We start from the raw sequence: 23926 nt of genomic DNA, 5'->3' as shown, positions 1-23926 counted from the left end.
GACGTTACTGATGTAAAATAACCACAGTGGCGCCTTGTTTTCAGAAGAAAACGGCGGGCTGGGGACGAATGCAAAAATAAAAATGAAAAATCACCAGTTTTTATTATCTTAGGCAGGCTCTTTACTTGCTGAAAATAGCCCTCATTGTTAAAGTGTGTGGATAACTATCGACTTCACGCTAACGCGCTATCCATTCATCTCCAGCTTGCGCGTCGGCACAGTTACAGGAATTAACTCTTCATGTTTAAAAAGCTTCGAGGCATGTTCTCCAATGACCTGTCCATCGACCTCGGAACCGCCAATACGCTGATCTATGTAAAAGATCAGGGCATTGTCCTTAACGAGCCTTCCGTTGTAGCCATCCGTCAGGAGCGTGCCGCGGGCCCGAAAAGTGTTGCCGCGGTCGGTGCTGAAGCCAAACGAATGCTGGGCCGTACGCCAGGTAATATTCGCGCGATTCGCCCGATGAAAGACGGTGTTATTGCCGACTTTTACGTTACCGAAAAGATGTTGCAGCACTTCATTAAGCAGGTTCACGACAATAATTTCTTACGCCCAAGCCCGCGTGTGCTGGTTTGTGTGCCGTGTGGCTCTACGCAGGTTGAGCGTCGTGCAATCAAAGAATCTGCACTGGGTGCCGGCGCACGTGAAGTCTATCTGATTGACGAACCAATGGCGGCGGCAATCGGTGCGGGTTTGCCGGTATCTGAAGCCACCGGTTCTATGGTTGTCGATATCGGTGGTGGTACCACAGAAGTCGCAATCATCTCACTGAACGGGGTAGTGTATTCATCTTCTGTGCGTATCGGTGGTGACAAGTTCGACGAAGCCATTATCAATTATATTCGCCGTAACTTTGGCTCACTGATTGGTGAAGCCACGGCAGAGCGTATCAAGCACGAGATTGGCGCGGCATATCCGGGCGAGGAAGTGCGTGAAATTGAAGTACGCGGCCGTAATCTGGCAGAAGGCGTGCCTCGTGGATTTATTCTCAATTCCAATGAAATTCTGGAAGCGCTGCAGGAACCACTTACCGGCATCGTGTCTGCGGTGATGGTTGCGCTTGAGCAATCTCCGCCAGAGCTGGCCTCTGATATCTCAGAGCGCGGCATGGTATTAACCGGCGGTGGTGCGCTACTGAAAGATTTAGACAGGCTGTTAATGGAAGAAACCGGTATACCGGTTGTCATCGCTGATGATCCGTTAACTTGTGTTGCGCGTGGTGGTGGTAAAGCGTTTGATATGATCGACCTTCACGGCGGCGACCTGTTTAGTTACGAATAAAACGGGCAAGGCAACCTGAGGTTGCCTTTTTCCTTCTATGGATACCATATTCACTCGGGGCCCCTCACTAAACAACCGACTTGCGCTAGCGATAGCCCTGTCGGTTTTGTTGATCTTTGTCGACCATAAACTCGACGGTTTCAAATCTACCCGCGTCTACCTCAATTCAATCATGAGCCCGCTACAATATCTGGCTAACTTGCCCAGCCTAATGTTAAGTGAATCAGCAGAGCGGCTGACGTCTCAGCAACAATTACTGGAAGAGAACAAGCGTCTTACCAATCGCGTCATTGAGATGAGTGAGCGATTACAGCGCTTTGAAGTGCTGCAAAGCGAGAATGCGCAGCTGAGAAAGCTACTTGATGGCCCGGTGAAAACCGGCATGCGTAAAATGGTGGCAGAATTAATGGCCGTCGATAACAACCCGTTCAGTCATCAGGTGCTGGTGAATAAGGGCGCGATTGATGGCGTTTACGAAGGGCAGTCGGTGCTTGATGATCGCGGTATTGTCGGTCAGGTAATGGAAGTTGGCTCAACGAACAGTCGTGTGCTGCTGATATCCGATCTGACCCACGCCATCCCTGTCCGCGCGTTACGCAATAATATCCGCTTTATCGCCAGTGGCAGTGGCTCGCTGGAAGAGCTCTATCTTGAGCACGTGCCGCACAGTGTCGATGTCAAAGTAGGCGATTTGCTGGTGTCCTCCGGTCTCGGCAACGTGTTTCCGGAAGGCTATCCTGTTGCCCGGGTGAAAACCGTGGTACGTGATGAAAGCCGGCCTTTTGCCAGAGTCATCGCGCAACCTCTCGCCAGACTCGACCGGCTTCGCTATATGCTTTTGCTCTGGCCGGAAGACGACATCGCTGAGGAACCAGCAAAAAGCGATGACAACGCCGACGCACAACCAAATGATGAAAAGGCGAATGGCGCTGATGAGAAGGAGCCTCAGTCGTGATCCTTAAGGCCAGACACTATGTTATTGCCATTACCATTATCATCTCGCTGGTGCTGCAGATTATGCCTATGCCCATACAGGTCGATATGTATCGGCCCGACTGGGTGTTAATTGTTCTGGCCTACTGGGCCATGGCGCTGCCAAACCGGGTGAATGTAGGCATTGCTTTTCTCACCGGCCTGGCACTGGATATTCTGGTGGGGACTACGCTTGGTATTCACAGCCTCGCGTTGAGTGTGTCGGTATATGTGCTGGCGGCGAACTATCAGCGTCTGCGAAACTATTCGGTGTGGCAGCAGGCGATCATTATCGGGCTGTTGAGTTCGCTGTATCATCTGGTGGTCTTCTGGTTACAGCATCTGCTCACCGACGTGTATTTTCAGTTCGCTTATCTGTGGCCGGTGCTCACCTCAATGTTACTCTGGCCCTGGGTCTTCTGGCTGCTACGTAAAGCACGTCGACAATTACGAATAACCTGACACAGGAGGCGATGGTGTCTAAATCTCTTTTGCTTGCCTCAGCATCTCCGCGCCGTACGGCGTTACTTTCACAGATAGGCATTCACCATACGGTTAATCCGGTGGATATTGATGAGTCCGTAAAAGGGCAGGAAACACCGCAACAGCAGGTCGCCAGACTGGCCGCAGAAAAAGCGTCAGCGGCTTTCTCGGCACTAACAACACAAGCTCGTAAGACGACTGTAGTGCTGGCCTCAGATACACTGATTTCACTGGATGGTGTCAGCCTTGGCAAGCCGAAAGACGCCGAAGACAGCGCCAGCATGTTACGTGCTATGTCAAATCGCGAGCATGATGTGCTTACCGCTATCAGCGTGAAGGATGACACCCGACAACAGACGCAGTGCATTCGTACCAAAGTATATTTTGGAGCGTTGACCGACGAGGACATTGCCGCATACTGGAAAACCGGTGAGCCCGCTGATAAAGCGGGTAGTTACGCCATTCAGGGGATTGGTGGACAGTTCGTTAAATCCATTGAGGGCAGCGCCAGCGCGGTCATCGGATTGCCCTTGTACGAGACCCGCATGCTGCTAAACGAATTTGGAGTAGAGTCATGAGTGCAGAACTGTTGATAAATGTAACGCCATCGGAATCCCGCGTGGCGCTGATAGAGAACGGTATTCTGCAGGAAATTCATGTCGAGCGTCATACCAAACGCGGGCTGGTGGGCAATATCTACCGTGGAAAAGTCTCTCGCGTGCTTCCCGGCATGCAGGCCGCTTTCGTTGATATTGGATTAGACAAGGCGGCATTTTTGCACGCTTCGGATATCGTGATCCACAATGAGGTGGTTGGCGAGGTGTCTACCAGTCATATCGAAAAGCAGGATATCCGCGAACTGGTGCGGGACGGACAGCACATCGTCGTGCAGGTGGTCAAAGATCCCATTGGTACCAAAGGGGCGAGACTCACCACTGACATCACCATTCCCTCGCGTTATCTGGTATTCATGCCAAGCGTGACCCATGTCGGTGTGTCTCAGCGCATTGAAGATGAATCTGAGCGAGAGCGTCTGAAGTCGCTGGTGCAGGAATTCTGTGACGAGGACGGTGGCTTTATTCTGCGTACCGCCGCAGAGGGCGTCAGTAAAACCGAACTAACCCAGGATGCCGAGTTTTTGCGCCGCCTGTGGAATAAAATTCAGATGCGCATGAAAAAGCGCAAGTCCAATGTGTTGTATGAAGATTTGCCGCTGGCCCGTCGTGTGCTGCGTGACTTTGTGGGCACGGAGTTAGACCGTATCCGAATCGACTCCAAGCTTTCCTATCAGGAACTCGATCAGTTCACGAAAGAGTACGTGCCGGAAATGAACGGGAAGCTGGAATACTACCCGGGTGACCGCCCTATTTTCGACCTCTATGACGTGGAAAATGAGGGGCAGCGCGCGCTGGAACGTCGGGTGGACCTGAAATCAGGCGGCTATCTGATTATCGATCAGACCGAAGCCATGACCACTATCGACATCAATACCGGCGCATTTGTTGGTCATCGCAACCTCGAAGAAACCATTTTTAACACCAATATTGAAGCCACCCAGGCCATCGCCAGACAGCTGAGGCTGCGCAATCTGGGCGGTATGATCCTGATCGATTTTATCGATATGGTTGAACCTGACCACAAAAGACGTGTCTTACATAGTCTGGAAGTCGCGACAAGTAAGGACAGAGCGAAGATAAATATCCATGGCTTTACCGCGCTGGGGCTAATCGAAATGACCCGCAAGCGCACCCGGGAAAGTCTGGAACACATTCTTTGTGGTGAGTGCCCGGTATGTAAAGGACGGGGCACGGTTAAAACGATCGAAACCATCTGTTTTGAAATCATGCGTGAAATTGTCCGCGTGAACCGCGCATACGACGCTGATAAGTTTGTCGTATACGCCTCTCCAAAGGTCGTGGAGGCCTTAATGGGAGAGGAATCTCATATGCTCGCAGAACTGGAAGTCTTCGTGTCTAAGCAAATTAAAGTGCAGACAGAGCCCTTGTATAACCAGGATAAATATGACGTTGTCATGATGTAAAAGATAAGGCGAAGCGTGACAAAATTAAGCACAGTCGCAGCGTTTATCGTGAAAAAGCTGTGGCTGACACTGGCCATTCTGCTGGTGCTTTTTGCTGTATTACTAAGCGTTTTGCGGTACGCATTACCGCACATTGAACACAAAAAGCACTTACTGGAAGATTATGTAAATCAGCAGTATGGCGTCAATTTAACCATAGAGAGTGTGCATGCCGTCTGGCAGCGCAGCGGTCCTACTGTGGTCTTAAATCAGGTGTCTTTGGCCAAAGATGCCTCTTCCCCTGTTGCCCTTAATATCGACGAAGTCTATGTCGAGCTGGACTTCTGGGCGTCATTATCGCAGCGCCTGGTGTCGTCGCGCCGTTTTGAGCTGGTGGGATTGCAGCTGGATATTGATGCCGATCGTCTGGAAGGAGCGTCAGATAATGACTTTCCGGTGGTCGATGCGCTGGAAAGCTTGTTTCTGGAGCAGCTACAGCAATTTTCCCTTAACGATGGTGAAGTCATACTCACCCGTGACGGAAAACAACAAACCTTTGACTTAGAAGCCCTCGCCTGGATTAACCAGGGCACCCGACATCAGGGGCGCGGCGCGGTGCAGGTGCGGGATCTGTCGAACAATTCAGCGTCTTTCATTATCGACCTGTATGGCGATAAAGATAATCTGAGTGGCGTTTTTTATGCAAAAGCCGAAGAGCTGGATATTTCGCCGTGGGTTAGTGAGTGGTTACAAATCAGCAGACCCCTTAGTCAGAGCCGGGCTAACTTTGAGATTTGGAGTGAGTTGCGGGATGGCGAGCTTGATGCGGTGAACGTGGTATTTGACCGCAGTCTACTGGAATGGGGCGGGGATGCCTCACGCGCAGTGTACACCGGGGTGCGGGGAGGAACAATCCAGGCGCTACCGGCAGCGGAAGGCTGGAACGTGCGGGTAGATCAGCTGATCCTCGATTCGAATACGCAGACGCTGGTCACCGACCTCGTTGGCCATGTGTCGGCCAGTGGCGACATGCTGCTTAATACCGTTAAACCTGTTTCGGTTAATCCCTTTATGATGCTGTTGCCGCTGTTTAGCAGCGATACCAGCCTTGAACAACTCAAAGCGATGAAGCCCCAGGGGCAACTGGCGACCTTACAGTTTCAGTGGAAACAACATGGCCCGGCGCTGGCGGCGAAGCTTCTGGATATTTCATGGAACCAGACGGATCTCATTCCCGGCCTGACTTCTATCGATGCCGATGTGTACTGGTATAAAAATCAGGGCAGTCTGAAACTGTCATCTTCAAACAGCCGGCTTGAAATTAATAACCTGCTGGATGATAACCTGGAGGTCTCTGCGCTGGACGGCGAGTTCTATGTGTACGCCGATAAGCCAGCCGATGGTGACAACGACCGTCAGTGGTGGGTGCAGAGCAACAATATCCGCTTTAACAGCGATAAGATCGCTTTTGAGCAGCAAGCTCGCTTCAACATCAATTCCGGAACCCTGCAAAGTGTAGTCAATATCAGTCCTTTGTCCGTCAGTGAGGTGGATAATCTGCTGCCTGATCCGGTTATGGGTGAAAAGACGTCTGCCTATCTTCGCCGTGCGTTCTCTGGCGGGGGCAATATAGAGCATGCGCGGGTACTCTGGGACGGCAAGTTCAGCGACTTTCCCTTTCATGACAACAGCGGCGTTTTTCAGGCATTCGTGGGGATAGCAGACAGTGAGTTTACCTTCGATCCTAACTGGCCCGCTTTAACGAACCTCAATCTGGATTTGTTTTTCGTTAACGATGCGTTGGTGATGGAGAGCCCGTCGGCAACCCTGATGGATGTTGAAATCAGCAACATGTCGGCCGCGATCCCGTCACTCAAGCCTTCATCGGAACTTAGCATCTACGCTACCGGTAAGGGAACGGGAGAACAGCTTGCAGCGCTGATGTCAGCATCGTCTATGGCGGATTCGCTGGGCAATTTACTGGAAAATCAGGTGAAGGTTTCAGGGGAGGTGTCATCCCGCCTGAAATTGCAGATACCGCTCACGGGAACCAACGTGATAGCGTCGGGTGAAGTTACGCTGGCAGATAACAGTATTTTTATCAATCCGATAAAAATGCGCTTTAACAAAGCCACTGGTTCTATCAATTTCCGCAACGATGACGTGCGCTTTGAAGGTCTTCAGGCTGACTTACTGGATCAGCCTGTTGCACTGAGCATGCATGGCCATCAGCAGGAAGACGCTTATCTTGTCGATTTGGGGTTGTCTGGCAAGTGGTCGGTTGCCCCGCTGACCAACCAGTTTAAGCCTGAACTTGGCGATTATCTGGGAGGAGAGTCGGATTGGACAGGTGAAGTAGACCTTGTCATCCCCAAAGAAGGGTTTTCTTACACAGCATCAATATCATCAACGCTGACCGGATTGGGCTCGGCGCTACCGCCGCCGTTTAATAAACGCGCTGGCAACGACAAAGTCTTTCTATTAAGTGCGGAAGGCAATGAGCAGAATTCTACGATATCCGGCACGTTGGGAGAGGACATCCGCTTTGATGGCATTCTTCCTCATGAAGAGTTTCAGTTTTCCAGAGCTCACCTGGCGTTAGGCGAGTCTGAGTTTGTTGGTCTGGGCGTTGGCTTTAGTATTTCTGCAGCGCTGGAACTGGTAGATATTGGCAGCTGGTATCAGACAATAGAAATGTTGCTGGATGGCGCAGGTGAGGGCGGCACAGGGTTATTTACCGTGCCTGAACGCATTTTTGCCAATGCCGGCACGCTGCGTTTTGCCGGACAAACACTAAACGATGTCGCCATCATTGCCAAGCAAGTGAACAACAACTGGTTGCTGGAAGTGAATGCAGAGGAAGCAAGGGCTACCGTAAATTTATACGATCAATGGCTAACGCGTGGTATTGAGATAGAAGCGGATTATCTGAAGCTGGCGAAATGGGAAGGCGCAGAAAATGATGCTGCCAGTAAATGGAATGCCGATACGCTGCCGCCGGTCTATTTTCACTGCCAGCAATGTACCTTGTTCGATATTGAGCTGGGGGAAGTGACGCTGGATGTGGCGCGCGCAGATGACGGTATGCTGATTCGTCAGGCCAACGCGAAAAGCCGTCACGGTACCCTTAACGCCAGCGGCAAGTGGCTATTTAACGATAGTGATAACACCACGCATCTGACCGGTACACTTAACAGTGATGATGTTGGTCTGATGCTGCAGCAATACGGGGTTAATTCCGGGATCAAAGATTCAGAAGCACGCATTGAATTTGATCTCAACTGGCCGGAATCACCGATGGATTTTGCACTTGCCACGGTAGATGGTGATATCAACTGGGGGCTTACCGATGGCTATCTGACCGAACTCAGCGACAAAGGCTCGCGTATCTTTACGGTCTTTAGTCTGAACTCTCTGGTGAGAAAGCTAAGCCTGGATTTCCGCGATGTGTTTGCCAAAGGCTTCTTCTACGACAAAATGAGCGGAAGCCTGTCTATTGCTGATGGCAAAGCCTATACCGACGATACAGAAATCGACGGCGGTGCCGGCGAAATCGAAATTCAGGGCTATACTGATCTGACAGCACGGCAGCTTAATTACAACGTGTCATTTACGCCGAATGTCACCGGTAATTTGCCGTTTTTAGTGTACTTTCTTGCGACACCGCAAACGGCCCTTGCCGCTCTGGCGCTCGATCAGGTGTTGACCTCAGCGAAGGTGATCTCCAATGTTAACTATCACGTTACCGGTACTATCAGTGATCCGGTGATCAACGAGGTGGGACGCGACAGTAAAGATATTCAGTTGCCGGCGCGTGCAACACCCAAAGACGATGAGGAAGACACGCCACTGAGCGAAGATGACTTACAGCGACTAAACCTGGAGGTAATCGATGGTTAATCTGGTAGCCATTCAAATGACATCCACTCCCGATGTTCAGGAAAATCTGGAATACGTCGCAAGCGAGCTGACCAAGCTTGAGAAAGGTCAGGATACGCTGGTTGTATTGCCTGAATGTTTTGCACGTTTCGGTACACGGGACAAAGAACAACTGGCGGTGGCCGAAGAAAAAGACAACGGCCCTATTCAGTCCCGGTTGTGTGAGCTGGCGAAAGCACATGCCTGCTATATCGTATCTGGCACCTTTCCCATGAAGAGCGACGATCCGGAGAAATTTACCGCCTCTTGCCTGCTGATAGGGCCTGATGGCCACGTTGTTACCGAGTATCAGAAAATTCATTTATTTGATGTGTCTGTCGATGACAACACGGGCTCATATCTGGAATCAAAGTACACCAAAGCCGGTGAACATGTTGTGGTGGCGGATACGCCAATTGGCAGAATTGGCTTGGCAGTATGTTATGATGTGCGCTTTCCCGGCTTATTTGAAGCTATGGGCGATATTGATATTCTTACGCTGCCCGCAGCATTTACGCGGTATACTGGCAACGCGCACTGGCATTCGCTGGTAAGAGCCCGCGCTATTGAAAAACAGTGTTTTGTTGTCGCGGCTGGTCAGGTGGGTGAGCATGCGAATGGCCGTCAGACATTTGGTCACAGCGTGATTTACTCTCCCTGGGGCGAGACGCTGGCTGAGCAGGCTGAAGGGGTGGGCATCGTCAAAGCCAGTGCTGATATTAACAAGCGGCAAGAAATACAAAAGAAAATGCCCGTCAAAGACCATAATCGATTCTGGAGTCACTTTGTCTAATCACGTCGAACGCCATTTATTAACCGATTCCGGACTGGATACCCAGGCACTTGAAAAAGCGCTTGGACAAATTCACCGGCACGATACCGACTTCGCCGATTTGTATTTTCAGTCCAGTCAGCATGAGACCTGGGTACTTGAAGACGGCATTATTAAAGAAGGTAGCTACAACATCGAACGCGGGGTTGGCGTAAGGGCGATTAGCGGCGAAAAAACGGGGTTTGCTTATTCTGACGAAATCAGCCCGGAAGCCTTGACCAAAGCGTGTCAGGCAGCACGTACGATTGCGCCTGAAGGCGGCAATGCCAAAGTGGCGGCGCTTACCAACGGAAAGTATACCGCCCGATATCAGTCAGACAATCCCATTCTGGCGATGCAGGACGCTGAGAAAATCAGCCTGCTGAAAACGGTAGATGCGTATATTCGCAAAAAAGAGCCAGGCATCAATCAGGTTGTCGTCAGCTTGAGCGGCGTATATGAAGAAGTATTGATTGCCGCCAGTGACGGCACGCTTGCCACTGACATTCGCCCGCTGGTCAGACTGAATTGCTCAGTGCTGATGGAGAAAGGTGAACGGCGAGAGCGCGGCAGTGCAGGTGCAGGCGGCCGCTACGCATATTCGTTCTTCACGCAGGACGAGAACGGTAAACCGTATTATGAACAACTGGCCGACGATGCGCTGCACATGGCAAGGGTTAACATGGAAGCGATTGCGTCTCCGGCCGGCACCATGCCGGTTGTGTTAGGTAATGGCTGGCCAGGTGTGCTGCTGCACGAAGCGGTAGGGCATGGCCTGGAAGGCGACTTTAATCGCAAAGGCGCTTCCACGTTTAGTGGCCGCATGGGACAGCAGGTTGCTGCAAAAGGGGTAACCGTGGTGGACGACGGTACGCTGGAAAATCGTCGGGGATCGTTATCAGTAGACGATGAAGGAACGCCCACACAGCACAATGTGCTGATTGAAGACGGTAAACTGACCGGCTACATGCAGGACAAAATGAATGCACGTTTAATGGGTGTGAAACCTACCGGTAACGGGCGTCGTGAGTCGTATGCGCATCTACCGATGCCTCGTATGACAAACACCTATATGCTGGCAGGGCAGCACGATCCGCAAGAGATTATAGCCAGTATCGATAAAGGGATTTATGCCCCGAACTTTGCAGGCGGTCAGGTGGATATTACGTCCGGGAAGTTTGTATTCTCAAGTGCCGAGGCATATCTCATTGAAAATGGGAAAATTACCGCGCCGATAAAAGGTGCCACCCTTATCGGTAACGGACCTGAAGTCATGCAGAAGATTTCCATGATTGGTAACGATGTCGCGCTGGATAAGGGCGTGGGTGTGTGTGGAAAGGACGGACAGAGTGTACCTGTCGGCGTGGGTCAGCCTACGCTGAAGGTGGACGAGCTAACGGTAGGTGGCACAGCGTAGCTTATGTGGTGTGTTCGCCACAGGTATAAAAAAAGGCGCGGGTTACCGCGCCTTTTTAGTATGTAGCAATCAGCGATACGCTTTGTTACGAACCGCTAGTGTTAAGTCAGAAAAGTAACCTATTGAGTGTAAGTACTTACTTAAGGCTTTGCAGCATGCGTCTTGTGTCGGCTATGCCCCTTTATTTCTTCTTTCAGGGCCGAGTGTAAGCAGCGGCTTTCAAACTCTTTTACCGCCACCCGGGCTACAAGCAAACCGACGACGACGGCAGCCAGGTAAAACCAGGGAGAGCCGGCGGTAAAAAAATAAACTGCGGCTATCAGCAATCCCGGAAAAAACGCCGGAGCGAAAAGTGCGTAGAGACCGGTACGAAACCAGACTGATTTTTTCGCCGCTCGCTTTTGCGCATTGTCCAGCAATGCAAACTGCCGCTCGCGGGGTAACTCTGAAATTTCACTGAATTCGTCGATATAGGCTTTAATGTCCATTTATTTCTGCTCGTGGATCTCTTCTTTTAAATACTGGAAGAGTTCGCGAAACGCTTTTGGCGGCGCGTTCTTTTCCTGCTCTTTCTTTATCTGACGATGAAACTGCCGAAGCTTTTGTCTGTCCAGTTGCGGATGTTCCTCGATAAGGTTCTGTATGGCACTGTCGCCCTCACGGATCACTGCTTCGCGGGCTTTTTCAAGCGCATGAAATTCAGCATTTGCCTGTTGGTGACGGTTGGCAATACGGTCCAGAGCCTCCTGGATGTCAGCGACATCGCGCTGACGCATCAGTTTGCCAATAAACTGAAGCTGTCTACGGTAACCATCTTTCTTCTTGTTGATTTTTCTGGCCGTCAACACGGCATCCTGCAGTTCGTCATCAAGAGGGATGGTTTCAAGGTGCGCTGCAGAGAGGCCCACCAGGGTTTCTCCCATTTTTTGCAATTCTTCGGACTGGCGCTTCAGTTCTGACTTGCTGACAATTTCCTCTTCGAAATAGTTAGCATCGTCAAAATCGTTTTCTTCTTCAGAATGGGGCTTGTTATCGCTCATTTGGAACTCATAAGTGTTACACTTCTCTAAATTGTAACGATGACAGACAGACTTGGATAGCGAAACTTACTATGCAAATTGACCAGCAGGTAGCAGAAATTCAAACGATTGTTGATGACGTACTCAAGCTTGCCAAACAAAAAGGCGCCACGCAGGCAGAAGCCAGCATGTCAAAAGTTCAGGGAATAGCCGTTTCATCACGGATGAAGGAAGTGGAGAACGTTGAATTTACCAATGATGGTGGCCTGGGGATCAGCGTATATGTAGGTAAGCACAAAGGCAGTGCATCGACTGCCGATCTTAGTAAAGAAGCGTTAACGCTGGCGGTGGAAAAGGCGATTGATATCGCTAAATACACCAGTGAAGACCCTTGCACAGGTCTTGCTGACGCCGAGTTAATGGCAACTGAATTTCCGGATTTAGATTTGTATCATCCACAGCCACTGGACCCGGAACAAGCTATTCAGGTTGCCATTGAAGCAGAAACGGCGGCGATGGACTACGATAAGCGCATCACTAATTCCGACGGCGCGTCTTATAATGCCAATCTTGGGATGCGCGTTTATGGCAACACCCATGGCATCAACGCGGGATATCCCAGCAGCCGCTATAGCTTGAGCTGTATGGTGATTGGCGCAGACAACGACGATATGCAACGCGATTATGCCTATACAGTAAGTCGCAAAGCAGGAGGTTTGCTTTCCCCTAAAGAAGTGGGCGAAGAAGCGGCGCATAATACGGTTTCGCGACTCGGTGCACGTAAAATCAGTACTGCCAAAGTGCCGGTAATCATGCATCGCGATTTGGCTTCCAGCCTGTTTGGTCATTATGTCAGTGCTATCAGTGGTGGAAACCTGTATCGCCGGTCCAGTTTCCTGCTGGATAAACTGGGCCATCAGGTATTCCCGGAGTGGCTTAACATTGAAGAAAAGCCGCATCTGAAAGGCGCACTCGCCAGCTCCAACTTCGATAACGAAGGGGTTGCCACCCATGATATGACCATTGTAGATGCAGGCAAACTGGCGACGTACCTTTACACCACGTATTCAGCCAGAAAGCTCAATACCAAAAGTAACGGTCATGCTGGCGGGATCCATAACTGGCAGGTGACAAATACCGGGCAGTCAGACGAACAATTGCTCAAAACCATGGGGACAGGCTTACTGGTAACCGAATTAATGGGACAGGGCGTAAACGTCGTGACCGGTGATTACTCTCGCGGTGCCGCAGGTTACTGGGTGGAAAATGGGATTATCCAGTATCCGGTGCACGAAGTAACGATTGCCGGTAACCTGAAAGATATGTTTGCGGGCATTCAGGCCATCGGTGCCGTGCAGGATAAGCGCGGTAGCGTGAGCACAGGGTCGATACTGCTTGATGAAATGAGCATCGCCGGCAGCTAGTGCTGCATTTGAGCTCGTAATACGACTTTTTCTTAAGGGCGGCGCTGGCTGCCCTTTTTTGTATCTGTAGCGCGGTATTCTGAAGGGCGGCTCTGTGCCCGTTTTGAGTATGCAACGCAGAGCTCTATGCTCATTTTAAAGTTTGTTTCGCGGGAGCTATGTGCTCTCTATAGTGTTTGTTACAGGGTTACAGGGTTACAGGGTTACAGGGGGGCTGATTGCTCTTTTGTGTGTATGTAACACGATTCCCTGAAAAGGCTGAGTCCATATCGACTTGATGAGTCTGCGCTTCAAGAAGCGGCAACAATGCGTAACAGAGGAGTCAGAAAGGCGAGTATGGAACCCTGTCGGGCAGCAAAAGACATTTAACAATAAAAAACGCAGCTCGGAGGCTGCGTTTCACAAAGATTGCTATTACTGATTTTCTTTAACCGTCGACCGATCCGCAAAAACGGTAGCCTTCGCCGTGAATCGTTACAATCAACTCTTCATCGTTTGGCTCAGACTCAAAGTGTTTACGAATGCGACGGATAGTCACATCTACTGTTCTGTCATTAGGACGCAATTCACGGCCTGTCATTTCCATAATCAGCTGCTCACGAGTAAGGATTTTACCCGGGTTGCTCAGAAACAGGTGCAGCGCACGGAATTCTGAACGCGGCAGACGGAATTCATGGCCGCTTGGAGAGATCAATGAACGGCTGTCGCCATCCAGTGTCCAGCCGTTAAAGCTGACGCGGCTGGGAAGATCGTCATCTTCAGCAGAGCTGGTAGTGCGCGACAGCAGGTTGCGTGCGCGGATTGTCAGCTCGCGTGGGTTGAACGGCTTGGTCAGATAATCATCTGCACCAATCTCCAGACCCAGAATACGGTCTACGTCGTTATCACGACCTGTCAGGAAAATCAGACCTACGTTTTTACGATCCCGCACTTCACGTGCCAGAATAAGACCGTTTTTGCCCGGCAGGTTGATATCCATAATGACGAGGTTAATAGTGTGATTTTCAAAAAAATCATGCATTTGCTCGCCATTTTCGGCTTCAAAAACATTATAGCCTTCAGCCTCAAATAAGCTTTTTAGCGTGGTACGCGTGACCACTTCATCTTCTACAATTAACACATTTGGCGTCTGCATGGTGTTTCACACTCTTTTTACAATCGGTTTAAGCAATCTATCGGTTAAATTTTAATATCCGTAACAATGTTTGCAAGCTGTTATCGAATATTAATAACTCCAAGGTATAGGGGTTTGCCAACAAATTTCAAGGACTTATTCACCCAACATCAGGTATTACGCGGTTTTCGCATTGGCAATGGGGAATACAATGACAAATTCAACACCGTGCCCCTCTTCGCTGGTAAGAGAGATCGACCCATTCAATGCTTGCGTTACCAGGTTGTAGACAAGATGCATACCCAGACCTGAGCCACCTTGACCACGTTTAGTTGTGACAAACGGATCAAAGATTCGTTTCCTTATATCAGGAGGAATTCCTTTGCCGTCGTCCCGGTAAATAAGCTTAAGCTTGTTGCCCGACATCAATTCAGCGCAAATATCAATTTGCCCTTCTTCAATATCTTCAAACCCGTGAATAATCGAATTCATGATCAAATTGATCAGAATCTGATTTATTGGGCCGGCCTTCGTTTCAACGGTGAGGGTAGGGTCGCACTCGATGTTGATCTTATGATGTACTTTTTTCAAACGAGGCCGCAATGACAGTAGTATCTCATTAACCAGCTGTGCAAAGCAAAAAGATCGGCTGTTTTCACTGCTTTGATCTACAGCAACCTGCTTAAAGCTGGAAATCAGCTCTGCGGCGCGGTTCAAATTACGGTAGATGATATTCAAATTTTCCTGACTTTCTGCCAGGAACTTGGCCATAGTGCTGGCTTTTAATGTTTTGTTCTCAAATTCTTTCTGTATTGTCACCAGCCGGTCCAGCATCATGGTCGAGGCAGTGACACCAAGTCCGATAGGTGTATTTACCTCATGGGCAACACCAGCAACCATATCGCCCAGCGAGGCCATTTTTTCATTCTGAACAATCTGTCGCTGAAACTGGTGAAGTTTCTCAAGGGTTTGTATCAGCTCCTGATTGGCATCTTTTAGTGCCAGTGTGCGCTGATTAACCATGTCTTCCAGGCTGGCATTAAGTTTACGATGTTGCTCTTCGGCCTGTTTCTGCTTGTGCATGTACTCCTGAATTCGGCTTAACATGACGTTGACGGCTTCAGACAGTATGCTTAGCTCGCGTATGTTTGAGCCTTCAGAGCGGCCAGAGTAATCCCGCTGACGGGAGGTACGCTGCAGAAAATCAGCCAAACTTTCGATTGGACCGGTAATCACGCGCTGAAGCCGTAGGGCCAGCAGGAAGCTAACCAGCATCATTACCAGCATCACCGACAGGTTTATCAGAATTGTCTTGCCAACCTGGTTGTTAAGGGAATCGGCGGATGCCCTCAGGAAAATATAGCCAATGCGACTTTCGGTATATAAATCGTCCTCACTCCGCTGCGTAATATCGCGAGTGACCTCGATAAAATTACCCCTGAAGTTGGTGCTGTTAGATTCATAGTCATCGCTGGCACGGATAGATACATTTTTCTTGTAGGCGGTAAACAGTTCAAAGTTCTTACCGGGTTCGTTGGTAGTCCGATAAATATTTACATTAAGAACCATGGGAACGGTAGATAAACTGCTGAGCCGGCGCTGAGTGGCTTTGACGTCGTTTTCCACTATGTAGTTGCTCGCATTACTGGCGATAAGCTCTGCCAGCGTTTCCACGTGGGTGACAATTTCTTTTTCGTAAGTGGAAATTTGCGTATAAATAGACAGGCCGGAGGATATCACCAGTGTGATAGTTGCGATGGCCATTACCACCCATAAAAACAAGCTCCTGATTGAGAGCCTTACCATCGGGGATGTCATTATAATCAGTCTGAAAGGTTTATATGCATTTTCTTATTTGTTAATAGTGGCGCAACACAGTGCAAAAGGAAAGCTTTCTGCTCAAAACTCCTTCAATTAAGGGCATTTTCAGAGCATATAGGAGGCAATAGAGCTCCACCTGACTGCTGAGTGTTGTTTTGTTTCACCGCTTGTGACTGATCCACCTCAGGCCAACATCGCCTCATACAAGGCAATGTACTCCTTTGCTGCCTGCGCCCAGGTGAACCGCGTTGCCATGCCACGCTGTTGCATTTCTCTGAATTTGAGCGGATGTTCGTAATAAAACAGCAATGCGCGACGAATGCATGCAAGCAAAGCGCTTGAGGTGGGATCGTCAAAAACGAAGCCTGTGGCTGACTCGCCTTGTCTTTGATCTATCACCGTATCTTTAAGTCCGCCAACCCCACGCACAACAGGGATAGTGCCGTACGCCAGAGAATACATCTGGTTTAGCCCGCAAGGTTCGAACTGGGAAGGCATCAGGAAGAAGTCAGCTCCCGCTTCTACCAAGTGAGCATGTTCTGAAGAAAAGCCGTTGATAAACGCAAACTGCTCCGGATGATTCTGGGCGAATTCGCCCAAATCCATGCACACTTCCGGGTCGCCCGTTCCTACTATCACCATTTGCAGGTTGTGGCACATCAATTCATCCAGAATAGGTAATAAATACCCGAATCCCTTTTGCTCTGTCAGACGACAAACCATTCCCAGCAAGGGGACGCCAGGATTTTGTGGCAACCCGGACTTTTTCTGTAGTTCCTGCTTGCAGGTCTGCTTGGCATGCAGGTTGGTGGCATCGTAATTTTCAGGTAAAAAGTGATCGGTTGCAGGATTCCATTGTGAATAGTCGCAGCCATTAAGAATGCCGCTTAAATCTTCCTTTCGGGTGACAAGACGATCGTGCAGGCCGTGACTGCCTAAATTCGTGAGCAATTCTTCAGCATAGTTTGGGCTGACGGTGGTGACTTTGTGCGCAAACTCAATACCTGATTGCAGCATGTTTACATAGCCACCGTGTACTTGCGCCAGAATGCCCGGATGATGGCGTAAAAAGGGAATGTCTTCTAAACGATGTACCCCCTGAAACGCGGCATTGTGAATGGTGAAAACTGACCGGGTTTGTGAAAATGCGCCTGAACGGTCATACGCCAGCAAATAAGGCAGCATAGCCGTGTGCCAGTCGTGGCAGTGTATGACGTCGGGGATACAGGCAACGGCCTGAAGCGTCTGTAGGACTGAGCCACTGAAAAAGCTGAATCGCTCGCCGTTATCCTGATAGGCATCGTACGCATTGGAGTACAACCCTTCACGGTCAAAGTATTCAGGGTAATCGACCAAATACACATCAATACCGTGCCATGACATATGGCGTATATCGAAGTGATACACCTGGCTTTCCGCAAACAGGGTTTGTGTTGGGCAAACGGTAGCGAGATTATGCGCTTTCGCGATGGTCTGGTAATAAGGCATGACAATCGCAACGTCGTGACCCGCTTCCTTTAGCGCAAGTGGCAGCGCTTTACCAACATCCGCCAGTCCACCGGTTTTAACCAGCTCTTCTACCTCAGAAATCGCAAATACAATTTTCACTATGATACCTCGTTACCAACTCCCTGGCAGAGGGAGGACGTGCAGAGCAGCAGTGCTGCCAGGGCGACAACAATGGCTAATAAGTTACCACAGCGCTGCGCGCGAATGCATTAACGAAGCGCTAAATAAACAGAAAATTGCGTATTTTGGGCAACAGTCTGAACCTGTGCGAATTTTTCTGAGAGTAAGCCCGGGTAAGGAAGGAACCGGTTGGCTACCATCAACAGACTGCCTTGAGGCTTCAACACCCGGGTGGCGTCGTTGATGAACCGTTTCGTCACTGAGTAGTCTGTTTTTACGCCGGTGTGGAACGGTGGGTTGGTCACCACATGTTCGACGTTTAACTCAACGTTATTCAGACCGTCTGCCGCGATAAGTGTCGCCGCCTGCTGATTCGCATGCAGGGTGCGCGAGGCACAGAACAACGCCAGTGCACTGACATCCAGCATGGTAAGCTTCAGGTGAGGGTAACGCGCCAGCAGGTAGCTGCCGATGACGCCGGCACCACAGGCAAAATCAAGGACTTGGCCGCGCAGGGTAGATGACAGCTTTTCTATCAACAGGCGTGTGCCGTTGTCCAGTTCGCCGTGGCTGAATACGCCGGGCATGGATACCACCTGCCAGCTATGGCCACTGACTTCATAGTCGAGCTCTTCCATCCAGTCATCGGGCTCAAAGGCAAGATGTGACTCTTCAACGCTTGTGGTAATGAGGCTGCAATGGCGGGCAGAATCTAATTTCTGCGTATTGCCATACTGCGTCATAAGTTTGGCTGCGCTTTTGATGCCCCCTTTATTTTCGCCAACCACATGTATTCGTCCACCGGCTTTCAGCGCGCCTGCGGCCATGCGAAGCAGCATTTGGAAATGTGCTTTGGACTTGGGCATAAACAGCAAAATATCAGTGTAGGTATCGGTTGTGGTGACGAAAGGCGCAAACCAGTGGGTATGATTCGACACTTTTTGCTCGCAAATGAAGCCGGATGGATTAGCGCTGACATCACGACTGTCCAGAGAGAAAGACGGGACGACTCTCACGCTTTCAGAAAAAATGTCGAAATACTGGTGCAGAACCGAGATGGAACGGTGTTTGAGATTGTCTGTAAAATAGGCGTCGGTAGGGTTAACAAACAGCCAGTCACCCTGTTCAAAAAGCTCTAAATTACGTTCAAGTAGTTGGCTCTGCTGACTCAGTATCATTTTGTGCGCTCAAATATCAGATCCCAGACGCCATGACCTAATTTCTGGCCACGGGTTTCAAACTTCGTGATCGGGCGATAGTCCGGACGAGGTACATAATCGCCTTGTGCTGCGGTATTGGTATACCCTTGCGCTGCATTCATGACGTCCGCCATATGCTCAGCGTATTGTTCCCAGTCTGTTGCCATATGAAAATGGCCACCAATGCACAGTTTCTGACGAACTAACTCGGCAAACTCGGGCTGCACAATACGACGCTTGTGATGACGCTTCTTATGCCACGGATCAGGGAAAAACAATTGCAGCCGAGACAGGCTACCATCCGGGATCATATGCTTTAATACTTCTACAGCATCGTGCTCCATGGCGCGTAAGTTGGTAAGACCACGCTCACCGGCTTCACCCAGACAGGCACCCACACCCGGCCGGTGCACTTCAATGCCGATAAAATCCTGCTCTGGTGCCGCTTCTGCCATTTCCACCAGAGATTTACCCATGCCAAAACCAATTTCCAGCACCACCGGGGCCGTGCGGCCAAACACAACGTTTAAGTCCAGCGGCTCGGGTTGGTATTCGATGCCCATGGTTGGCCAGAATGACTCGAGCGCGCGGGCCTGGCCCTTGGTCAGGCGACCTTCACGTTTGACGTAGCTTTTGACTTTACTAATGTAAACGCCGGCAGCTTCCGCTTCTGCCTGATTTTTATACTGGCCCATGGTTTTGCCTATCTGAATTGGGTGTTTTTTAACTGGTGCGGCATTATCCAGTCTATCCGGTTTAATGCAACGTTTTCACAGATTATTTAGCGCCGGAATTTACAATTTTTTGCAATGCGTCTGCCAGCTCAGAGGGTTTCTCCAGCGGCAGCATATGACCGCTATTCTCGACAAACGTCGCTGAGGCAGGCGATATTGTCTGTATCATCTGCTTAACCCCTTCCGGTTGTGCAATTTCATCATTCGTTGCCCCAATAATATGGATGGGAAAAGGGGATTTTGCCAGCGAAGCAGTAAGCGCCTTGCGCGGGGTTGTTGCCTGAGTATGGGCAATCAACGTCCCTTTACCTAAATCCTCACCCATCGCTATTACGACGCTTGCTACTGCTTCATCATCCAGGCGGGATGGATGAATAAAGCGCGCCAGATAGTTGGTATTGCCGGCATCAAATTTTCCCGCCTTTATCATTTTCACCATCTGTTGCCGTCTGGACATTTCCTGGTTGGTGAGTCCTGCGGCATCGTAGCCAATAAGCGTAAGTGAGGCGACCTGCGCGGCGTTCTCCAGCGCCCACAGTGCCGCAATATAGCCGCCCATTGAGTACCCAATAAGATGGACTTTTTCGTCTGGCAGAACGCGATCACCGGTTAAGCTTAGCATCTCCTCCAGTGAGTTTGCCCACTGCAATGGCACGTATCGTCGCTGGTTCAGCGTAAGTTGTTTCCAAACAGGCAGCCAGACACGCTCGTCGCAAAGCGTACCGGGAAGAAATAATGCAGGAAGTGATGACATGATGAACTCAGCTTTTGTAATCGCCCAGAATGATGCGCGCCATGGTAGCATATCCCCTTCTTTTGTTTTTACGTCAACGAAGTAGTATTTCATGTCAGAGTCATTTGCAGATAAGGTATTAAGCTGGTTTGACGCCCACGGGCGCAAGCACCTTCCCTGGCAGCAGGAGGTGACACCTTATAAGGTATGGGTATCTGAGATCATGCTGCAGCAGACCCAGGTCACAACTGTTATCCCTTATTTTGAACGCTTTATGAAATCCTTCCCGACGGTAACAGCACTGGCGGATGCGAAGCAGGATGATGTATTGCATCTGTGGACAGGCCTGGGGTATTACGCCAGGGCCAGAAATTTACATAAAGCTGCCCAGCAGATCCGGGATACGCATAACGGTGTGTTTCCCGATACGCTTGACGACGTCATGGCATTGCCCGGTGTCGGGCGATCCACAGCTGGCGCCGTGCTGTCGCTCTCTCTTAAGCAGTCTCACCCGATATTAGATGGCAATGTGAAACGCGTGCTGGCGCGCTATTACGCCATTGAAGGCTGGCCGGGCGTAAAATCGGTAGAGAACAAGTTGTGGCAAGTGGCTGAGGCACACACGCCTGGCTCTCGTTGTCATCATTATACCCAGGCAATGATGGATTTAGGTGCCATGGTTTGCACCCGGGGCAAGCCAGATTGTGATCACTGCCCGTTGCAAACAGACTGCCTTGCTTATGCGCAGGGCAGGCAAGCAGAGTTCCCGGGTAAGAAACCGAAAAAAGCATTGCCAGTGAAGAAGACGCTGATGGTGGTGCCTTGCTTCCAGCGAAATGTGTATCTGGCACAACGTCCATCAAGCGGACTATGGGGCGGACTGTACGGTTTTATTGAGTGTGAAAGCGAGCAGGCAGGGCGCGATGCATTACAGACAATTGGTGTTGATAGTCTACAGTGGCAGCCGCTAACGCCTTTTCGTCATACGTTCAGTCATTTTCATCTGGATATTGAGCCTGTTCTGGCTATTGCCTCTGAGCCGCCTTCCGGTCGCATTCAGGAAAGTAAGGCCAGGTGGTTTGATATCGACAATACCATTGAAGTCGGGCTTGCCGCCCCCACAAAAAAAATAATCAAACAGGTGACGCAAGTCCTGTAAACTAGCGCCAAACCAACAAGGTGGTAAATAAGATGAGCAGAACCGTATTTTGTCAGCGTCTGCAGAAAGAGGCTGAAGGACTGGATTTCCAGTTATACCCGGGTGAACTGGGAAAGAAGATCTTTGACAATATTTCCAAAGAAGCCTGGGGCGAATGGCAAAAGAAGCAAACGATGCTGATTAACGAACATAAGCTGAATATGATGGAGCCAAATGCCCGTCAGTTTCTGGAACAGCAGATGGAAGGATACCTGTTCAAAGGGGAAGAGCCGGACATTGAAGGCTATGTTCCGCCTAAAAGCTGACCAAAATACGCGAAATTGAACAAACAACGCGCACTTGGAAAAAATTCCTGTAAAAACGGTTGACTTGGGAGCGGGAAATCCGTTTAATACGCACCCACGACGCAAGAGGCAGCAAGCCTTAAGCGCCAAACAGTTTTAGCCCAGATAGCTCAGTCGGTAGAGCAGCGGATTGAAAATCCGCGTGTCGGTGGTTCGATCCCGCCTCTGGGCACCATTCTTAGAAGCCTCGCAATCGCGGGGCTTTTTTGTTTTTGTGATGTATTAACCAGAGGCGGGTTCCCGCCGCTGGGGTGAAGGCGAACCGTTGTGCCGGTGGCACAACGCAGTCGCCTTAACGACGCGACAGGACGTCGCGGCTGGTGCTGCTCACCAGGGACGGGTTGTTACGCCCAGAGTCAACTACACGCCTCGCATTAGCGGGGCTTTTTTGATCCTGCGGTATGAAAAACACCGTCCGTGACAACGGGGTAGAACCCATGATATAAATTTTGAGCATCGGTTAATTAGTTGCTTACCTCTGTTAAGTAGGCTCTGTTTGCTTCCCATATTTCAGTCTGCATAGGATACAGAAATTTTATTTGATATTGCGCTATTGACCTTTCGGCTTCCGAAAAAGCCCGTTTAGCGAGGGTTAATTGCTGGGTGGCGATATACAAAACTGACATCTTGAGTCTGACTGCAGCCAGGCCCGTTTGGTTACCGCGATTTAGGTACATTTTTTCTGCTCTCTGAAATGCCCTCAACGCTTCGACATTATTTGCAGCTTGATAATTAATGTCGCCTTGTAAATCACTTAATAACGCCAGCTGGTCCCAATTTTGTTCAGATATTGAAAGCTCTTCTGCTTGGCTTAAAACAGCCAATGCGTCTTCAAATTTTCCCCGTACAAAAAGTGACTTGGCCCGCAAGTAGCCAAACCTCATCTGCCAAGAGGTATTGGTTGTCTCAGGTGCAATGCTGTCTAGAATCTCTTGTGCTTTAAAATGGCTCTCATTCCAGATATAGAGTTTCACCAGAAAATACTTTAGCCGAAGGCTATCAGGGAAACGCGGGAGTAGATTTTCGAGGGTGCCCAAAGCAGCCTTCCAGTCACGTTCGTAAATCAGGAAGGCATCTATAAATTCTTGGTTCCATGTCATAGAAACGTTAGCTGGATTAGGGGCTCTCGACTGCTTTACTATCTCTTCGGCAATCTGACTGGGTATAGATTTAGGATAAGCTGTAAAAACAATTCCCTGGATTTCGCGTGAATTGAATTTTGCTGAGTAAATTGCTGCAAATTCTGCCGTATCGCCATATATATCAAGCTTCAAAGTTTCGATATTTTTAGGAAGCAGTTTCATCGATGTCATGTCGTTGCTCAATGCGGCTTCGTATGGCGCAAATGCCCGACTATGACTATTAATTGTAATTGCCGTATTAGTATTTATGTCCTTTGCCAAATACAATCCAACTAACATCACAATGAATAAAGTTAAGAACCCAAAAGGGCGCTGTCTAATGATGTCAGAATACTTTTTTCGAGTGCTCTCAACGCTGACCACATTGCCAGTAAATTGATAGCCTTTGCGAGGAAAGTTTACGATAACATTGGGATTATCCAACAACTGACGGATTTCACGAATAGACTGGACAACCACACCATCACTAACGCCTACGTCATCCCAAACATGTTCCAATAAGCGTTCTGAGGCAATTAGCTCATTTCTGTGCTCAATAAAGTAGAGCAGCAAGGCTAGCGTCCGAGGCCTTATATGCCGCTCTTTATCTCCGTTGGTTAACGATCGGAGATGACAGTCCAACGTCCAGTCGTTTATTCGATAAATCATCATGCCCAATTATCGTAACTTGTATCAGGGTACATCGATGACTATACAGCAGCCG

Annotated in this window: 20 protein-coding genes and 1 tRNA gene; 12 read left to right on the top strand and 9 right to left on the bottom strand. The window is 49.7% G+C overall.

Features of this window, described 5'->3' with window-relative positions; all coding sequences use genetic code 11:
• The first annotated feature begins 240 nt into the window (after positions 1–240).
• From JKP77_RS00955 to tldD, 8 genes are read left to right on the top strand one after another with little or no spacing between them, the layout of a single operon-like run.
• On the top strand, positions 241–1284 hold the full coding sequence (locus JKP77_RS00955; protein ID WP_218309325.1) for a rod shape-determining protein: 1044 nt from the start codon (positions 241–243) through the stop codon (positions 1282–1284).
• Positions 1285–1321: 37 nt separating this feature from the next.
• Complete coding sequence (mreC, locus tag JKP77_RS00950; protein WP_218309324.1) at positions 1322–2239, top strand: rod shape-determining protein MreC; 918 nt, start codon at positions 1322–1324, stop codon at positions 2237–2239.
• Positions 2236–2718: a rod shape-determining protein MreD gene (gene mreD, locus JKP77_RS00945; protein ID WP_218309323.1), complete on the top strand. Its 483-nt coding sequence runs from the start codon at positions 2236–2238 to the stop codon at positions 2716–2718. The genes mreC and mreD overlap by 4 nt, the downstream gene beginning before the upstream one ends.
• 14 nt (positions 2719–2732) lie before the next feature.
• Positions 2733–3317: a Maf family protein gene (locus JKP77_RS00940; RefSeq protein ID WP_218309393.1), complete on the top strand. Its 585-nt coding sequence runs from the start codon at positions 2733–2735 to the stop codon at positions 3315–3317.
• Positions 3314–4780: a ribonuclease G gene (gene rng / locus JKP77_RS00935; RefSeq protein WP_218309322.1), complete on the top strand. Its 1467-nt coding sequence runs from the start codon at positions 3314–3316 to the stop codon at positions 4778–4780. The genes JKP77_RS00940 and rng overlap by 4 nt, the downstream gene beginning before the upstream one ends.
• Before the next feature lie 15 nt (positions 4781–4795).
• Positions 4796–8659 (top strand): YhdP family protein, encoded by a 3864-nt coding sequence (locus JKP77_RS00930; protein WP_218309321.1) that lies wholly within the window; start codon positions 4796–4798, stop codon positions 8657–8659.
• Positions 8652–9470, top strand: a complete 819-nt coding sequence (locus JKP77_RS00925; RefSeq protein WP_218309320.1) for a carbon-nitrogen hydrolase family protein — start codon at positions 8652–8654, stop codon at positions 9468–9470. Before JKP77_RS00930 ends, JKP77_RS00925 begins: the two co-directional genes overlap by 8 nt.
• Complete coding sequence (tldD, locus tag JKP77_RS00920; RefSeq protein WP_218309319.1) at positions 9463–10905, top strand: metalloprotease TldD; 1443 nt, start codon at positions 9463–9465, stop codon at positions 10903–10905. Before JKP77_RS00925 ends, tldD begins: the two co-directional genes overlap by 8 nt.
• A gap of 140 nt (positions 10906–11045) precedes the next feature.
• Here tldD and JKP77_RS00915 read toward each other — a convergent pair whose 3' ends face one another.
• Positions 11046–11393, bottom strand: coding sequence for a hypothetical protein (locus JKP77_RS00915; RefSeq protein ID WP_218309318.1), 348 nt, complete (start codon positions 11391–11393; stop codon positions 11046–11048).
• Entirely contained in the window at positions 11394–11945 is a 552-nt protein-coding gene (gene yjgA, locus JKP77_RS00910) for a ribosome biogenesis factor YjgA (RefSeq protein WP_218309317.1), read from the bottom strand.
• Between the two features lie 71 nt (positions 11946–12016).
• Between yjgA and pmbA the strand changes: the two genes are divergently transcribed.
• Positions 12017–13348, top strand: a complete 1332-nt coding sequence (pmbA, locus tag JKP77_RS00905) for a metalloprotease PmbA (protein WP_218309316.1) — start codon at positions 12017–12019, stop codon at positions 13346–13348.
• 427 nt (positions 13349–13775) lie between these two features.
• Here the strand turns inward: pmbA and arcA are convergent, their stop codons facing one another.
• The 6 genes from arcA to JKP77_RS00875 all read right to left on the bottom strand — a co-directional run bounded on the left by arcA (position 13776) and on the right by JKP77_RS00875 (position 20692).
• Positions 13776–14483 carry a two-component system response regulator ArcA gene (gene arcA, locus JKP77_RS00900; RefSeq protein ID WP_218309315.1) on the bottom strand — a complete coding sequence of 236 codons (708 nt, stop codon included), beginning with the start codon at positions 14481–14483 and terminating at the stop codon, positions 13776–13778.
• Between the two features lie 156 nt (positions 14484–14639).
• Positions 14640–16226, bottom strand: a complete 1587-nt coding sequence (locus tag JKP77_RS00895; RefSeq protein WP_420840019.1) for a sensor histidine kinase — start codon at positions 16224–16226, stop codon at positions 14640–14642.
• Between the two features lie 240 nt (positions 16227–16466).
• The gene (glgA, locus tag JKP77_RS00890) at positions 16467–17891 is read right to left on the bottom strand and encodes a glycogen synthase GlgA (protein WP_218309313.1); all 1425 of its coding nucleotides are present in this window, start codon (positions 17889–17891) and stop codon (positions 16467–16469) included.
• A 110-nt stretch (positions 17892–18001) separates the two neighbouring features.
• Complete coding sequence (locus tag JKP77_RS00885; protein WP_218309312.1) at positions 18002–19090, bottom strand: class I SAM-dependent methyltransferase; 1089 nt, start codon at positions 19088–19090, stop codon at positions 18002–18004.
• The gene (trmB, locus tag JKP77_RS00880; RefSeq protein WP_218309311.1) at positions 19087–19806 is read right to left on the bottom strand and encodes a tRNA (guanosine(46)-N7)-methyltransferase TrmB; all 720 of its coding nucleotides are present in this window, start codon (positions 19804–19806) and stop codon (positions 19087–19089) included. The genes JKP77_RS00885 and trmB overlap by 4 nt, the downstream gene beginning before the upstream one ends.
• Positions 19807–19888: 82 nt before the next feature.
• Positions 19889–20692 (bottom strand): alpha/beta fold hydrolase, encoded by an 804-nt coding sequence (locus JKP77_RS00875; RefSeq protein ID WP_246601013.1) that lies wholly within the window; start codon positions 20690–20692, stop codon positions 19889–19891.
• On the opposite strand from JKP77_RS00875, the gene mutY reads away from it, so the two are divergent.
• The 3 genes from mutY to JKP77_RS00860 all read left to right on the top strand — a co-directional run bounded on the left by mutY (position 20691) and on the right by JKP77_RS00860 (position 22256).
• A complete protein-coding gene (mutY, locus tag JKP77_RS00870; RefSeq protein ID WP_218309310.1) occupies positions 20691–21737 on the top strand; it encodes an A/G-specific adenine glycosylase in 1047 nt (348 codons plus the stop codon). The genes JKP77_RS00875 and mutY overlap by 2 nt on opposite strands.
• Positions 21738–21769: 32 nt before the next feature.
• Positions 21770–22042: an oxidative damage protection protein gene (locus JKP77_RS00865; RefSeq protein WP_218309309.1), complete on the top strand. Its 273-nt coding sequence runs from the start codon at positions 21770–21772 to the stop codon at positions 22040–22042.
• A 138-nt stretch (positions 22043–22180) separates the two neighbouring features.
• A tRNA-Phe gene (locus JKP77_RS00860) sits at positions 22181–22256 on the top strand.
• A 289-nt stretch (positions 22257–22545) separates the two neighbouring features.
• Here JKP77_RS00860 and JKP77_RS00855 read toward each other — a convergent pair.
• Positions 22546–23871 (bottom strand): winged helix-turn-helix domain-containing protein, encoded by a 1326-nt coding sequence (locus tag JKP77_RS00855; protein ID WP_274608605.1) that lies wholly within the window; start codon positions 23869–23871, stop codon positions 22546–22548.
• Between the last annotated feature and the right edge of the window lie 55 nt (positions 23872–23926).

It is taken from the genome of Alteromonas antoniana (genome assembly GCF_019249295.1).
In the GTDB taxonomy this organism is placed as follows: domain Bacteria; phylum Pseudomonadota; class Gammaproteobacteria; order Enterobacterales; family Alteromonadaceae; genus Alteromonas; species Alteromonas antoniana.
The sequence above is the reverse complement of the archived record's forward strand: the minus strand, read 5'-3'. Positions and strand labels throughout refer to the sequence as shown.

Excerpts from the sequence above, each read along its gene's own strand:
- mreC (WP_218309324.1), top strand. The coding sequence starts at position 1,322 with ATGGATACCATATTCACTCGGGGCCCCTCACTAAACAACCGACTTGCG.
- mutY (WP_218309310.1), top strand. The coding sequence starts at position 20,691 with ATGTCAGAGTCATTTGCAGATAAGGTATTAAGCTGGTTTGACGCCCAC.
- JKP77_RS00915 (WP_218309318.1), bottom strand. The coding sequence starts at position 11,393 with ATGGACATTAAAGCCTATATCGACGAATTCAGTGAAATTTCAGAGTTA.
- arcA (WP_218309315.1), bottom strand. The coding sequence starts at position 14,483 with ATGCAGACGCCAAATGTGTTAATTGTAGAAGATGAAGTGGTCACGCGT.
- JKP77_RS00875 (WP_246601013.1), bottom strand. The coding sequence starts at position 20,692 with ATGAAATACTACTTCGTTGACGTAAAAACAAAAGAAGGGGATATGCTA.
- JKP77_RS00955 (WP_218309325.1), top strand. The coding sequence starts at position 241 with ATGTTTAAAAAGCTTCGAGGCATGTTCTCCAATGACCTGTCCATCGAC.
- JKP77_RS00855 (WP_274608605.1), bottom strand. The coding sequence starts at position 23,871 with ATGATTTATCGAATAAACGACTGGACGTTGGACTGTCATCTCCGATCG.
- JKP77_RS00895 (WP_420840019.1), bottom strand. The coding sequence starts at position 16,226 with ATGGCCATCGCAACTATCACACTGGTGATATCCTCCGGCCTGTCTATT.
- rng (WP_218309322.1), top strand. The coding sequence starts at position 3,314 with ATGAGTGCAGAACTGTTGATAAATGTAACGCCATCGGAATCCCGCGTG.
- pmbA (WP_218309316.1), top strand. The coding sequence starts at position 12,017 with ATGCAAATTGACCAGCAGGTAGCAGAAATTCAAACGATTGTTGATGAC.
- JKP77_RS00865 (WP_218309309.1), top strand. The coding sequence starts at position 21,770 with ATGAGCAGAACCGTATTTTGTCAGCGTCTGCAGAAAGAGGCTGAAGGA.
- trmB (WP_218309311.1), bottom strand. The coding sequence starts at position 19,806 with ATGGGCCAGTATAAAAATCAGGCAGAAGCGGAAGCTGCCGGCGTTTAC.
- yjgA (WP_218309317.1), bottom strand. The coding sequence starts at position 11,945 with ATGAGCGATAACAAGCCCCATTCTGAAGAAGAAAACGATTTTGACGAT.
- JKP77_RS00925 (WP_218309320.1), top strand. The coding sequence starts at position 8,652 with ATGGTTAATCTGGTAGCCATTCAAATGACATCCACTCCCGATGTTCAG.
- JKP77_RS00885 (WP_218309312.1), bottom strand. The coding sequence starts at position 19,090 with ATGATACTGAGTCAGCAGAGCCAACTACTTGAACGTAATTTAGAGCTT.